This is a genomic window from Micromonospora sp. NPDC048898 (assembly GCF_043198035.1).
Lineage (GTDB): Bacteria > Actinomycetota > Actinomycetes > Mycobacteriales > Micromonosporaceae > Micromonospora.
On record NZ_JBICUF010000016.1, the window covers coordinates 24,718 to 38,648 of the forward strand.

Here is a 13,931-nt window from a genome sequence, read left to right on the forward strand (position 1 = left end):
GGTCAGAGCCTCCGCGGCAATCCTTCGCCGCGGAGGCTCTGACCACTCGGCTAGCTCAGAGGCGCGGATCCTGCTGGACCATGAGGGCGTTGAGGATCGGGTCGTGCTCGCCCTTGTCGCGGCGCAGCTCGATCCTCAGATCGCCACCGGCGTGCTCGACGGTGACCAGGTTGGTGTCCGCGGTCAGCGTGCCCACGGTCGCCTGCACGTCGTGGTCGTACAGCACGACCTTGCCATCGACGAGGACGTCGAAGGCACGCTTGCCGGCCTTGACCTTCTCGATCTCCGCGAAGTCGAGGGCGACGCGGTACTTTCCGGCCGGGGCGTTCTTGAACACGTAGCTGAACGTCTCGCCGGTCCGCTGGGTGCGGAACAGCGCGTCGTCCTCGGTGCCGGCGATGTCGGCCCTGGTGGTACGCGTCTTGCCGCCGACGTAGCCCCAGGGCCGCGAGCCGAGCGCCTGGTCGGGCGCCCAGAAGAAGCCGTCGGAATCGACGTACCCCGAGCCGCCCGCGTCGACGCCCCTCCAGTAGGCCGAGGTCGCCAGGCGCACCGGCTTGAGCTGGGCTTCGCCCTTGCCGGCGTTGGACGCCACGAGCACGTCGCCGACGAGCACTCCGGGCTTGACGCCGGCGTTGTCGGCAGTCGCCGTGACAGTGGTGGACGCGCCGACCGCGAGCGTGACAGTGCCGGTCGCGGCCGCGCCCGTGAGGGTCAGCCACGGCAGGTCGGCCGCTTCGTGCCCGCCGTCGCCGGTGCGCTTCTGCTCGCTGATCCGCACGTCGAGCGGGGCGGAGCCGGTGTTGGTCACTGTCACGTCGGCAGTCGCCTTCCGGTCCTTGTCGAGGAGCCAGTCGAGGGCACCGCCGGTGACTGTGGCGACGCCCGTGGTCAACCCCGTGTTGACCACCTCGGCCTGATCCTTCCTGGCGATGGTCACCGGGCGGCTGGCGGTGACGTAGTTCGGCGCCGACACCTGCACGGTGTTCTCGCCGACCAGCGCCTGGGCCTTCCACCGGCCCAACTCGTCGGTCGTGATGACCCGTTCACCGCTCGGCCCGCTGAGCGTGACGATGGCGTCCGCGATCGGCTTGCCGTCGTTCGCGTCGGTGGCCGTTCCCTCGATCGTGCCCGCGGCCGGAAGGGTGTATTCCAGCCCCAGGCCGGCCTTCAGGACGGGCTGGTTGAAGGAGTACTGGCTCGCCTGGTTGCGGTTCAGGCTCTCCACGCCGACAGTCGCCGACGACCCGCGGGTGAGCGGGTTGTCGCCGCCGATCCCGTCGCCGTACCCGATCTGGATCCGCCCGTCCGCGATCAGGGTGACCGAGAAGCTCACCCGAGCCGTCCGGTCACTGTAGAAGGCGACGTCGCGCCACTCGACGACCTGCGCGGCCAGCCCGTCCACCTGGGTCGTGCCGTAGTAGATGCCTGCCTCGTCGTCGACGATGAGGTCGTCCCAGAGCGGATAGATCGCGTCGATCGGGTACGGCGACGGCAGTGCCGTGTTGTTCCCCAGCGTGCTGGCGCGGTCGAAGGTCAGCGTGCCGTTCGTCGTGACGCACACACCGTCCCAGGCCGTGTCGTAGAACGGAGCCAGGAAGCTGGAGTCGAACCACAGCGGGCCGCAGAGGTCGTCGCCGTGCCACCCGGACTCCTGCGTGCCCTGGCGGTAGAGCCCGTCGGTCACCTTCATCGAGTACGAGCGGCCGGCGGGAGCCACCGGCACGGGGCCCGGCTCCGGCTGCTCGGGTTGGGGCTCCGGCTCCGCCGCGTCCGCGCGTGGGTCGAGCGTCACCCGCAGTGCGGCAACGGTCGGGGCCTTCAGGCCCTTCGAGCCCCGCAGTTCCACGGTCAGCGGACCGCCCTCGTGCTGCACGACGGCGGTGCGCCAGTCGGCGGTGTTCGGCCCCACGGCCGCCGCCGCGTCGTACGCGTACTCCGTCAGCGAGCCGTCCACGACGACGTCGAACACCCGCTTACCCTTGGCCACCTTCTCGATCTCGGCGAACCCGAGATCGATCGCGTAGGTGCCCTTCGGCGCGTCGGGGAACTTGTAGAACAGCTGCTTCTCCTGCGTGGTGCGCTGCGACTGGAACAGGGCGTCGTCCGCCGTACCGTTGATCGCGGCCTTCGTGGCGGCGGCCTTCGTCCTACCCTCGTAGCCCCACGCCTTCTTGCCGGCGGGCTGGTCGGCGGCCCAGGTGTAGCCGGAGCCGTCGGTGAACGACGCTCCGCCGGCGTTGACGCCGACCTGGTACTTCGTGGTCGTGAGCGTCACCGGGACGTAGGTCTTGGACTGGCGTCCGGAGTCGGACCTGACCACGATGTTCGCGCCGAGGACTCCCGGCTTGGTGTTCTTCGAGGAGACCGTGACCTTGACGGTCGTCGACGCGCCCGGGGCGAGGGTGCCGCCGGTCGAGGAGAGCGACAGCCACGGCAGGTCGGTGATCAGGTCGTCCTCGACGTCGACGAGCACGACGTCGTCGGCGAGCTGGTCCGTCGCCCACAGCGCCCCGGTCGAGTCGGTTTCGAGGCCGCCGCCCTGGCCCACCTTCTGGCCCGGGAACCACCACGCGTTCACCAGCGAGCAGTCGTCGGGGTCGACCTGCAACAGCCGGGTGGGCCGGTTCGAGGTGAGATCGGTGTACCAGATGGTGTCGGACGACTGGTTGTAGGCCAGGCCCATCACCTCGGGCAGCGGCGGAGCGCAGAACGACAGCAGCGCACCCGGCTTGTCGTGCGACGTTCCGGCGACGGTGCCGATCAGGCCGTTCCTCCGGCCGCCGACGTAGAACACGTCCTGCGTCGGGTTGTAGGCGAGCCCGGTCAGTTGCAGCGTGGACCAGTCACCCTTGATCTGCCGGGTCTCCTTCCCGGTCGTCCGGTCGAAGCAGTGGATGTAGCTGGCCGGGCTGTCCTCCATCTGGCACATGTCGCCGGTCTTGGTGTCGAGTGCCATGTCGAACGCCCGGTACGCGGGGTTCCACGACGCGTCGAAAGCCTTCCCGGTCGGCTTGCCGGTCACCGTGTACGCGGTGTTGGTCCGGGCGTTGTAGTCGTGGACCCAGACGTCGCCGTCGTACCCGATGCCGGAGGGCTCCTTCTTCTCGATCGTGCCCGGGATGGCGATCCGGGTGATGACGTCACCGCCGGAGGTCGCGCCGACCTCGGCGGCCGCCTGTGCTTCCGCCGCCTTCACCGTCGCCACTTTGCCGTCGACGTTCGACGGCTTCATGCCGCTCGCACCGGTCTTCCACGCGGTGAGGTCGATCGTGCTGTTCGCACCCTTCCCGGTGCGCGTGGTGGCGCCGGCGGCGTCGAGCTCGGGGTGCCGGGCGGCTTCGCCCAGGTCGTACGTGAGTGGGGCGGAACCGTTGTTGGTGAGCGTCAGCGAGCCCACACCGTTCTGGTCGGTGCCCAGCAGTGCGTCGAGGCCGTCGGCCTTCAGACCGGCGGCGCCCGTGGTCAGCCGCGCGTCGATCGTGGCCTTGGCGTAGAGCTTGTCGAGGGAGAAGGGGTACGCCGTGGTGGTGTAGTTCGGCGCCTCGACGGTCATGGTGTAGTCGCCGACCGGAAGTTGGCGGTGCACGATGCCGGTCCCGTTGGTCGTGACGGTCTCGACGAGCCCGGACTTGTTCGTGAAGGAGACCTTGGCCCCGGCCACCGGCAGTGCGTCGTTCTGGTCGACGACCGTCGCGTCGAGGTACCCGAAGTCCGGCAGGTCGTAGGTGACGATCATCCCGTCGCGCAGCACGGGGGCGCTGTCGGAGAACCGGATGCCGTTGACGCCGGCCCAGCCCTGGATGCCGGTGACGGCGTGGGAGCCGGCGGTCACCGGGTCGTCGGACCCGACGCCGTCGCCGTAGCCGAAGATCACGGTGCCGGAGCGGGTGAGCGTGGCCGAGAAGCTGACCGGCTCCGTGTACTCCGTCCGGTCCGGATAGGCCCAGAGTTTGGCGTTGCGGTACTCGACGACGAACGCGTCCTCGCCGTTGACCTTGGTGGCTGCCGTGAAGACGCCCCCGCCGGGGGCGAACTCGACGGGGGTCTCGACGTAGAACGGGAAGATGCCCGCCCCGCCAAAGCCGGGTCCGGTGGCGCCGTCCGGGGCGATCACGCCGCGCAGGCCCACACCGAGGGTGTCGTGGCTGCCGTTGTAGAGCGCGATCGGGAACGGCAGCCGCACCGTCGCCCACACGCCACTGCCGAACGTGACCGGGTCGGTGCCGCGCAGGTGTTCGCCCTCGGAGACGGCGCAGCTGTAGCCGCCCTCGTCGACGACGAGCCCGACAGGGATCTCGCGCGCCTCGTTCTGCGCGCCGACGGTCAGTGCGACGGTCGTGGCCGAGAAGCAGGCGTTGGGCTTGACGGTGAGCGTGTACCCACCCTCGGGGACGGCGCCGATCGTGAACGCGCCGTTGGCATCGGTGCGTACCGGCTTCAGCGGCGTGTCCCGGACCGAGACGTCGGCGTTCGGGACGGGCCGCGACTTGTCGTCGACGACCCTGCCGCTGATGTCGTGCCGCACGGCGGCCGTGAGCGGCAGCTTGACGGAGGTGTCCTGGCCGAGGGTGATCGTGACGTTCGCGGTCGCGGTCAGGTAGCCGAAGACCCTGGTGCTGAGCTGGTAGTCGCCGACCGGCAGGTTCGTGGTGAACCGGCCGTCCTTGTCGGTGCCGATCGACCGGCTGAACGGTCCGCTGATCGTCACGTCGGCGGCGGGGACCGGGGCGCCGTTGGCGGTGACGACGCCGGTGAGGGTGCCGCCCTTGCGCGGCGCGAGTTCGAGCAGGCGGACGAGGTCGAGCCGGCCTTCGCCAAACTTGTTGTTGACGTCGGCGGTGCCGCCGCACTCGGTGTCGTCGACGTCGACGGCCGACTCGCCGAGCAGGCGGCGGGTCTCCTCGACCTGCCCGATGAGGGTCGGGTCGTAGCTCCACAGCGCCGCGACGGCGCCGGCGACGTGGGGGGCGGCCATCGAGGTGCCGGACATCTCGACGTAGCCGTTGCCCGGGTACGACGAACGGACACCGTCGCCCGGTGCGGAGATCTCCGGCTTGATCCGGCCACCCTCACCCTCGCCCTTGCGGGAGAACAGCGCGAGCGTGCCGTCCGACCTGGTGGCGCCGACGGAGTAGGCGCTCTCGGCGGAGCCGGGCGAGGAGACGGTGTCGCAGGCCGCGTACGGCGCGGTGTTGCCCGACGACCAGACGCTGAAGATGCCCGCGGCGCTCCAGGCCTCGTCGATGGCCTGGAAGAAGTCGTTGAAGCTGTGCTCTTCGGTCTGGCCCCACGAGTTGTTGATGACGTGGGGCCGCTTGGACGGGTCGGGGTTGTTCCCGTGGACGTCGGTCGGGGCGAGCAGCCACCAGCCGGACCGCAGCAGCGACTCGACGCCGGTGCTCTCGCAGCAGCCGTTCGTCGCGATCCACCGCGCGTCCGGGGCGACGCCGACGTGGTTGGTGCCGTCGTCACCGACGATGGTGCCCATGGTGTGCGTACCGTGGCCGTTGTCGTCGCACGGCGCCTCGACGCACGTGCCGCGGCCGGCCATCCAGTTGTAGTTGTGGTCGACGGTGCCGTCGGGCTTCGTGCCGCGATACTTCGGTAGCAGGGCGGGGTGGTCGAACTGGACGCCCGAGTCGAGGTTGGACACGGTGATGCCCGCACCGGTGGCGCCCATGGCCCAGGCTTCCGGTGCGTGGATGGCGTCCAGACCCCACGTGGTGGTGCCCGCCTCGGCGGCGGCCTTCGGGGCGGGGCGGGCCTCCTGGTCGCCGGGGCTCTTCTCGTCGACGGGCTTGACCAGCGCGACCTGCGGCGTCGCGTGGATCTCGGCGACCTGCGACTTCGCGGCCACGGTGCGGGCGAGCTTCTCGTTGCCGCCCTTGACGAGCACCGTGTTGGCGATCGGGTAGGAGGTGTACTTGACGCCGGCCCGGTCGAGTTCGCTGGACACGGAGGCCAGGGAGGTCTTCGCCGCCGCGGTCAGCGCGTCGTAGACGAACTGCCCGCGAGCGGTCCAGTCGGTGATCTTCTTCGTCGGCGCGAGGTCGGCCCTGGTGTCGAACGTGATCCAGAAGTCGGACTTCGGCTCCGCGCGGAAGCGGTCCTTCAGGTTCGCGGCGATCTTGTCGGTGGCGGAGCCGGGATCCGGCTCGACGGCGGACGCCGGTGGCGCCTGGATCAGGCTCAGGCCGACCGCTACGGCAAGCGTTGCCGCGAGGGCTGTGATTCTCATGAGAGTCCTTCGACCTACAGGGGTTGGTAGGGGTCGTGGTTCATGTGGTCGTCGGCACCGTCGGCGTCATGGGCGTCGGGGGCGCTGACGTGCGGCTCGCGAGGCGGCTCAGGTGGTGGCGGATGCTCGATGGCGGCGTCGTCACGCGCGACTTGTCGCTCAGGCACGCATTGCCCAAGGGCTATGGATCATGCAGCCATGCTCGGCGGGATCAGTGGCCGTCGCTATCCAGCGGATACGTCAATATTCACGACGGGACGTCGAGGGAGTCCTCTTCGGCGAACACTCCGGCCTCCACCGCCTTGACCGCGAGCGCGGTCCGGGAGGTCACCTTCAACTTGCGCATCGCCGCACGCAACTGTTGGTCCACAGTCGCCGGTGACTTGGCCAGGATCCGGCTGATCTCCCGGTTGGTCTTGCCGGCGACGACCAGTTGGACCACGTCGAGCTCGCGCGGTGAGAGCTGGTCGCCGTACCCTCGTCGGCCGCCACGCCACAGTCGCGGAACCTCGGCGCCGTGTTCGCGAAGCCGCTGTGCGACACGGTCCGCGTCGCCACGGGCTCCGAGCCTGAACAGTTGCTCGTACTGTGCGGCCAGCAGCTCTCGGCCGTGTTCGAGTTGGCCGTGCGCGATGAGCGCCTCGGCCTGCCGCTCGCGGGCGAGCATGGCGTCGTAGGGGCGCGGCAACGCGCTCCAGGCGCGCGCCGCCCGATCCCACGCCGTGGCCGCGCGGGCGTGGTCGCCGGCCGCGGCGAGCAGCAGGGCACGGCATCCGGCGAGCGCGGCGCGAGGCGCGGGCGCCGTACGGCCCCGCAGTCCTCTGGCGAGCTGGTCGCCCAGGCGCGTCGCGGCCCTGAGGTCACCCGCGGCGAGATGCGCCTCGATCCGGGCGGGGACCAGGTCGGTGGCCCAGATCCAGATGCCCTTCCTCCGGACGGTGTCCATCGGCTCGTTCGTGACCTGCAGCGCCCGGCCGCTGTTTCCGTCCGTCAGCCACAGCCTGGCCAGCGCGGCGGCGGCCTCCATCGTGTCGTCGGCCGCGCCGAGACGGGCGGACTCCTCGAGGACCAGGCGAAACTGCTCCTCGGCGGCGCGCCGCCGTCCGGTTGCGGCGGCCAGCCGGGCCGCGAGCCGGATGCTGCCGAGGTAGTGCGCCGGACGGTCACGGTCCGCGTCGGCGAGTGCCGCGCCCTGTTCGGCGAGGCCCTCCCACCGGCCGGTGAGCCACGCCAGGTTGGCCTGTTCGAGTCGGACGTTGTGCTGCAACCGGGACGCCTGCTCGGTCTCGGCAAGGTGCATGGCCACGGCGAGGTGGTCGTCCGCGTCGGCGTACCGGCCCCAGATCACCGCGCCGGTCCCGACGTTCGTGTGAATGCGGGCCACGTCCAGACGCTCCGCCGAGGTCGCGCCGTCGACGGGCAGGCCGGCGACCACGTCCCACGCCTCCTCCTCGCCGAGCATGAGCAGCGCCGCGGCTCGGTTGCCGGCCAGGTTCAGCCGTTCCGCGGGCGAGGCGAACTCGGTGGTGAGTTCAGCGGCGCGATCCAACCAACGCCTGTGGGTCGACGCCGGCCACGGTCCCGCGTAGGCCCAGCCCAGGTAGGTCATCGCCCGGGCCGCCTCGACCGGGTCATGGTCGAGGTTGGCCACCGCCTGCTCAAGCTCGCCGAGTGCGGCCTGCGCCTCACCCGCGGTGATCAGCAACCGACCCAGCGGGTTGCGGATCTCGGCCTGCTGGCGGGCGGAGAGACCGGGGGTCTCCAACACCGAGCGCAGGGTACGGATCACCCGCTGGTGGACCTGGTCGACCGGTTCGCGACGGCCCAGTGCGGCCACTCCGGCGATGCGCGCTATCCGTGCCCGGTCCACCGGCGGCAGGACGGCCCACGACAACAGGTCGACGAGCATGTCGACAGCCTTGGTGTGGTCGCCCGACGCCATGGCCAGCTCGGCACCCTGCTCGGCGTAGCGCGCCCAGGACTGCGTCTCGCCCGCCTCACGGAAGTGGTGGGCAAGGCGTGCCACCGGCGGCGGATGGATGTTCTCCAAGGCCCGGCCGGCCAGCAGGTGGACGTGTCTGCGGTCGGTCATCGGGATCGCCTCGTAGACAGCCGTGGCGGCCAGCACATGCCGGAATCGCCACTGGCCGCGGTCGTCTCCGTCCAGGACACCGGCGCCGGCCGCCTCCGTGATGGCGCCGCGACAGGCGGCGGGCGACAGGCCGGCGGTCACCGCGATCGTGGCCACCGACGACCGCTCAGCCAACGTCGCCGCGGCGCGCAACACCTGCTGCGCCGTCGGCGACAGACGGCCCACCCGCTCCCGGGTGGAGTCGCGCACCGTCGGCGGCACCCGTAGCTCGCGCAGCTTCAGCCGGACCCACTGCCCGTCGCGGAAGACGAGGTCGGCGCGGTCGTACATGAGGCGAACCGACTCCTCAAGCGCCAGCGGAACCCCACCGGTCCGCTCGTGCATGAACGTGGCGAACTCCTGCGATATCGGGTTGCCGTCCAGCATCGAGGACACCAGCGCCGCGGTGTCGTCGGGTCGCATCGGCGCCAGGGCGATCCGCAGCTGGGTCACGCCGGCAGGCAACCGGGACGTCAGCCGCAGCAACAGCGACCCGTCATCCACCTCCTCCGGCCGGTAGGAGATCACGAGGCTGGGTCCGTCCGTTTGCTGCCGGGAGGTGACGAACAGCAGGAACTCCAGGGTCACCTCGTCGGCCCAGTGGGCGTCCTCGAGCACGAGAACGTCGACGTGCAGAGCCCGCAGCAGCTCGTCCAGGGCGCGGAACAGCCGATGCCGGGCCGCCTTCGCGTCGTCCAACGGCGGTAGCGCGGGCGGCAGGTCCGCCGACCATTCCGGGAACAGGGGCCGTAGCGCACCCGCGAGCGCGGTGAGCGGCAATCGCGACACCGGGTGGTCGATCCCACGGAACGCGTCGACGATCGGCCCCAGGGTCAGTGACTCACGCAGCGGTGGGCACACCGAGACCAGGGCGCTGCGTTGGCCCGGCGCCGCCAACCACTCGCGCAGCAGTCGACTCTTGCCGATGCCGGCCTCGCCCTCCACCAGCACGATCGCCGGTGGCCGGGCCAGGGCGCCCCGGAGCGCCGCCATCTCCCGAGCACGGCCCACGAAGTCCGGTGTGGAAACCGTCGGCGTAGTCCCGTCGTCCTCGGGCGAGGGGTCGAGCATGCGTGATGATCTCGCTTTTCGCTGCTCGGGCGCAAGTACTGGCGGCAGGTGCCACTCTGCCGCCAATCCATCAAAACCATTTGATGGATCATCTCTGGTTGATGTATCTTTCGGTTGTGGTGATGTCGAGTCAAACCGCTCCGGCGTTCGTGCGTCTCGCCGCCCATCCGCTGCGGTGGCGGCTGCTGACCGCGCTCGCGGCCAGCGACTACCGGGTCCGAGAGCTGGTGACGCTCGTGGACGAGCCGCAGAGCCTGGTCTCCTATCACCTGCGACTGCTGCGCGACGGCGGCCTGGTCGCCACCACCCGCAGCAGCTTCGACGGCCGCGACAGCTACTACCACCTGGATCTGGACCGGTGCGCGAAGGCGCTGGCCGACACCGGCGCCGCGCTGCATCCGGCGCTGCGCCGGGCACCCGTCGCGCCGCACGCAGTCCCGGTGGACCTGGGGCAGGCACCCCGCCTCGGCGTGCTGTTCGTCTGCACCGGCAACAGTGCCCGCTCACCGATCGCGGAGACCCTGCTGCGGCACCACACCGACGGTCGGGTGGAGGTGGCCAGCACCGGCACCCGGCCCAAACCCCGCCTGCACCCCAATGCCATACGGGTGGTCCGTGAGGAGTTCGGCCTCGACATCACCGGCCAGCGCCCCCGGCACTGGGACACGCTGACCGGTCGCCGGTTCGACTACGTCATCAGCCTGTGTGACAAGGCCCGCGAGGCATGCCCCGACTTTGCGGGCCATCCCCGGCGCGCGCACTGGAGCATCCCCGACCCCGCCCCGGCCGACGACACCGACCAGGCCGGCTACCCGGCCTTCCAGCGCACCGCGGCCGACATCGCCACCCGCGTCAGACACCTGATACCCGTCCTCAACGCCACCCGACCCTGACGAAGAGGTGCCGCCATGACACTGCCCGACCAGCACGCCAGCGTCCGCTACATCGTCGATGACGTCCAGGCGGCCATCGACTTCTACACCACCCGTCTCGGCTTCACCCTGCACAGCAGCGCCGTGCCCGCCTTCGCCGACGTCGTGCGCGGCCCGCTGCGGCTGCTGCTGTCCGGGCCGGCCAGTTCCGGCGCCCGCGCCACCCCTGACGACGTGACCCACGGCGGACGCACCCGCATCCACCTCGCCGTCGATGACCTGGATGCCGAGATCGACCGACTGCGCGGTACGGGCCTGTCGTTCCGCAGCGACGTGATCGCCGGCCCGGGCGGACGCCAGATCCTGCTCGCCGACCCCGCCGGCAACCTCATCGAACTGTTCCAACCCGCCCGCCGACCGGACGCACGCTGACCCCACCACGAGCGGCACACGTCCTAACTGTCGCCCGGGGTCACCAGACCGGCCTCGTAGGCGATGATCACGAGCTGCGCGCGGTCGCGGGCGCGCAGCTTGGCCATGGCCCGGTTGACATGGGTCTTCGCGGTCGCCGGGCTGATCACCAGACGGTTGGCGATCTGGTCGTTGGACAGACCCCTCGCGACAAGCGTGACGGCTTCACGTTCACGGTTGGTCAGGACCGTCAGCGCCAGGCCGGGATCCAGCTGCGGCGGCTGGGAGACGTAGCGGTTGATCAGCTTGCGCGTGATCGCCGGCGCGAGCAACGCGTCCCCCCGGGCGGCGACGCGGACGGCGTGCAGGAAGTCCTCCGGCCGGATGTCCTTGACGAGGAACCCGGCCGCGCCGGCTCGCAGTGCGTCGAAGACGTACTCGTCCAGGCCGTAGTTGGTCAGGATGACGACGTGCACCCCGGCCAGCGTCGGGTCGGCCGCGATGCGCCGGGTCGCCTCGATACCGTCCACGAACGGCATCTGAATGTCGATGAGCGCGATGTCCGGCAGATGCTGCCTGGCCAGCGCCACACCGGCGGCACCGTCGGCGGCCTCGGCCACCACCTCGATGCCGTCCTCGGCGTTGAGCAGTGCGCGGAATCCGCTACGGATGAGCACCTGGTCGTCGACGAGCAGGACCCGGATCACGGCGTGCGGGCCAGTGGGAGTTCGGCCTGGACGGTGAAGCCGCCCTCGCTGCGCGGTTCGGCACGGAGGCGGCCGCCGAGGGCGGTGACGCGTTCGCGCATCCCCAGCAGCCCGACCCCGGCCACCGGCACCAGCTCCGTTGTGGCCCCGCCGTCGTCGTCGACCCGGATGGCCACCGTGTCGAGCCGGTAGTCGATTCGGACCGACGCCGTGGCGGCCGCGGCGTGCCGGACGATGTTGGTCAGCGACTCCTGAACGATCCGGTACGCGGTCCGGTCCACCGCGGCTGGCACGTCGGCGCGGTGGCCCTCGACGGTCAGGGTCGCGTCCAGGCCGGTCGTCCGGGCGCGTCGCACCAGGTCCGCGACATGGTCGAGCCCGCACGACCGCGTGTCTCCGTCGTCGCGCAGCGCCTCCAGGGTCGCGCGCAGTTCGCGGGACGCCTCGCGACCGGCGTCCCGGATCGCCAACAGCGCGTCCGGCACCGGGTCGCCCCGCTTCCGGGCCAGGTGCACCGCGACCTCGGCCTGCACCTTGATCACCGAGATCTGGTGGGTGAGGGTGTCGTGCAACTCCCGCGCGATGTGCAGCCGTTCCTCGTCGGCACGGCGCAGCGCGCTCTCCTCGCGGGTGCGCTCGGCCTCGTCCGCCCGCCGCTCGGCCTGGCGCAGCGCCTCCCCGGCCGCACCCGCGGCGATCAGCCAGGCCAGTTCGAGAACGCCTCGGGCCTGCGCGAACGCCTCGCTCGGGTCGTACCGGCCCGACGCCATGGCCGCGACGGGAAGGGCGACCAGCGTGATCAGACTGGCCACCACAGTGCCGGTGCGGTGCCCCGCGCGTACGGCGGCGTACACCGCGAACAGGTACGCGACGGCCGGCACGTCGACCCCGGCCCACTGCCCGGCCACGGCGCACAGCCCGGTGAACGCCAGCACGGGGAGCGGGGCGCGGCGACGCGCGGCAAGTGCCAGACCCCCGGCCGCCAGCAGCACACCGCCGAGCGGTTCGAGGCCGCGCGGTTCGGAAAGCCCGGTGGCCAGGACGACGGTCGCCACACCGACCGCAACCGCCCAGTCCCGGACGCCGATGCGGGCCCTGCTCATGTGGGCACTCTAGCGGGGAGACCGCCCTGGTCGACTCGTGCCCGCGAAGGAGTGGCGACCTACCGCACCCGCGGTAGTTCGTCGCTCCTACCGCGTTCGCGGCAGCGCCAGGTGACCGCGTCCGCACGACGCCGGTGGATGGTGCCGAGGGACAGGATTGGGCGACGTCCAGCCCGATCGAAGGAGAATTCCATGTCGGTCCAGCACATCGTTTCGTCCACTGTCGACGCGTACACCCTCACCGGTGGGCGCCTCCTGGCCACCACCGCCGCGTTTGTGGCGTTGGCCGGCGCGATTGCCGGCGGGCTCGCGCTCGCCCGCCGTGTCGGACGCCGGGGAACGACAGTAGCCCTGGTGGCGGGGATGATCGGGACGGTCGTCGGGGGGTGGGTGGTGGCCACCGCCGACGGAGGTCCCGGCAGCGGCAGCGGAGTCGTGGGTGGCTATGCGGCGCTGGCGATGGGTGTGCTCGCCGTGGTCCTCGGCGGGATCGCGGCGACCCGATCCCCGCACCCCGCCTAGGGCACAGTCCGATGCCGTTCGCCGGTTGGTTGGGTGAGGCCGACGACGAGCAGCAGGTACGCGGTCAGTTCGGCCATCGCCGTGAGCGCCGGCATCGGTTGCGGCAGGGCCAGCGTGGGCGTGATGGCATCCCAGACGAACCCGGCGTTGTCGCTCCACAGGTACAGGGGCATCGGGACCGCGGCGATGCAGCTGTCCATCAGTGGCAGCGCCGTGAGGGCCAGCAGCGCCGCGCCGGTCGAGGCGAGCCGCCGACCGTGGCCGAGAAGCGCCGAGGCGAGTGCCAGCGCGGCAATCCCGAGAACCAGTGGCGGTAGGACCGCCGTGCTCACGGCCGTCGTCAGATCGGCCACGTCGGTGCGTGTCGCTCGCGGAGGTTCAGCAGCAGCGGTACGCCAGGTGGCGACAACACGAACGGCCGCGTACCCGGTGATCAGCGCTGCCCCCACGACGGCCGGCACCGCCGTCCGCCGACGCCAACCACCGCGGCGCCACGCGACGAGCAGCAGCACTACGGCGGTGAACGAAGGCCAGCAGAGGGCGAGACCCGACTCGAACGCGGACGGTGTCTCCGGGGCCGGGCCCGGCACGAACACCTGCACGCCGTAGCCGGCGCTGTCCCGAGCGGTCGGCATCGTCCGGACCGCGTCCACGAGCAGGACCGCGAGGGACACGCCCAGCGCCCAGCGGGAGACCGGCGATCGGCTGACCATGGCGTGGGCAAGGAGCAGACCGATGCTCAGCACCTCGGCGTATCGCCAGATCGGACGGGCCGTCAGGACGCCTGCGACATGGACGGCGGCGCACACCGCCGCGGCGGACAGGAGGAACAGCCGAGGACGCACGGGCGCATCCTGCCACGAGCCGCGTGAG

The 13,931-nt window shown here is 71.1% G+C and carries 8 protein-coding genes; 3 read left to right on the plus strand and 5 right to left on the minus strand.

From position 1 onward, the window contains the following. Positions 1-55: 55 nt before the first annotated feature. A complete protein-coding gene (locus tag ACGFIQ_RS29740; protein ID WP_393248802.1) occupies positions 56-6,241 on the minus strand; it encodes a S8 family serine peptidase in 6,186 nt (2,061 codons plus the stop codon). Between the two features lie 247 nt (positions 6,242-6,488). Next, a complete protein-coding gene (locus tag ACGFIQ_RS29745; protein WP_393248803.1) occupies positions 6,489-9,443 on the minus strand; it encodes an ATP-binding protein in 2,955 nt (984 codons plus the stop codon). A 122-nt stretch (positions 9,444-9,565) separates the two neighbouring features. Here ACGFIQ_RS29745 and ACGFIQ_RS29750 point away from each other — a divergent pair, with 122 nt between their 5' ends. Both ACGFIQ_RS29750 and ACGFIQ_RS29755 read left to right on the plus strand, forming a co-directional pair. Then, on the plus strand, positions 9,566-10,336 hold the full coding sequence (locus tag ACGFIQ_RS29750; RefSeq protein WP_393248804.1) for an ArsR family transcriptional regulator: 771 nt from the start codon (positions 9,566-9,568) through the stop codon (positions 10,334-10,336). A 15-nt stretch (positions 10,337-10,351) separates the two neighbouring features. Beyond that, complete coding sequence (locus tag ACGFIQ_RS29755) at positions 10,352-10,747, plus strand: VOC family protein (protein WP_393248805.1); 396 nt, start codon at positions 10,352-10,354, stop codon at positions 10,745-10,747. Positions 10,748-10,770: 23 nt separating this feature from the next. On the opposite strand, the gene ACGFIQ_RS29760 is transcribed toward ACGFIQ_RS29755, so the two are convergent. Both ACGFIQ_RS29760 and ACGFIQ_RS29765 read right to left on the minus strand, forming a co-directional pair. Then, positions 10,771-11,433: a response regulator gene (locus ACGFIQ_RS29760; protein ID WP_393248806.1), complete on the minus strand. Its 663-nt coding sequence runs from the start codon at positions 11,431-11,433 to the stop codon at positions 10,771-10,773. Then, on the minus strand, positions 11,430-12,536 hold the full coding sequence (locus ACGFIQ_RS29765; protein ID WP_393248807.1) for a sensor histidine kinase: 1,107 nt from the start codon (positions 12,534-12,536) through the stop codon (positions 11,430-11,432). Before ACGFIQ_RS29765 ends, ACGFIQ_RS29760 begins: the two co-directional genes overlap by 4 nt. 192 nt (positions 12,537-12,728) lie before the next feature. Here ACGFIQ_RS29765 and ACGFIQ_RS29770 point away from each other — a divergent pair, with 192 nt between their 5' ends. Then, positions 12,729-13,058 carry a DUF6223 family protein gene (locus ACGFIQ_RS29770; RefSeq protein WP_393248808.1) on the plus strand — a complete coding sequence of 110 codons (330 nt, stop codon included), beginning with the start codon at positions 12,729-12,731 and terminating at the stop codon, positions 13,056-13,058. Here ACGFIQ_RS29770 and ACGFIQ_RS29775 read toward each other — a convergent pair. Then, positions 13,055-13,903: a hypothetical protein gene (locus ACGFIQ_RS29775; protein ID WP_393248809.1), complete on the minus strand. Its 849-nt coding sequence runs from the start codon at positions 13,901-13,903 to the stop codon at positions 13,055-13,057. The genes ACGFIQ_RS29770 and ACGFIQ_RS29775 overlap by 4 nt on opposite strands. Positions 13,904-13,931 lie beyond the last annotated feature (28 nt).

What these genes read in the sequence shown, in the direction of transcription:
- ACGFIQ_RS29740 (WP_393248802.1), bottom strand. Translation starts at nt 6,241, where the DNA reads ATGAGAATCACAGCCCTCGCGGCAACGCTTGCCGTAGCGGTCGGCCTG.
- ACGFIQ_RS29745 (WP_393248803.1), bottom strand. Translation starts at nt 9,443, where the DNA reads ATGCTCGACCCCTCGCCCGAGGACGACGGGACTACGCCGACGGTTTCC.
- ACGFIQ_RS29750 (WP_393248804.1), top strand. Translation starts at nt 9,566, where the DNA reads ATGTCGAGTCAAACCGCTCCGGCGTTCGTGCGTCTCGCCGCCCATCCG.
- ACGFIQ_RS29755 (WP_393248805.1), top strand. Translation starts at nt 10,352, where the DNA reads ATGACACTGCCCGACCAGCACGCCAGCGTCCGCTACATCGTCGATGAC.
- ACGFIQ_RS29765 (WP_393248807.1), bottom strand. Translation starts at nt 12,536, where the DNA reads ATGAGCAGGGCCCGCATCGGCGTCCGGGACTGGGCGGTTGCGGTCGGT.
- ACGFIQ_RS29770 (WP_393248808.1), top strand. Translation starts at nt 12,729, where the DNA reads ATGTCGGTCCAGCACATCGTTTCGTCCACTGTCGACGCGTACACCCTC.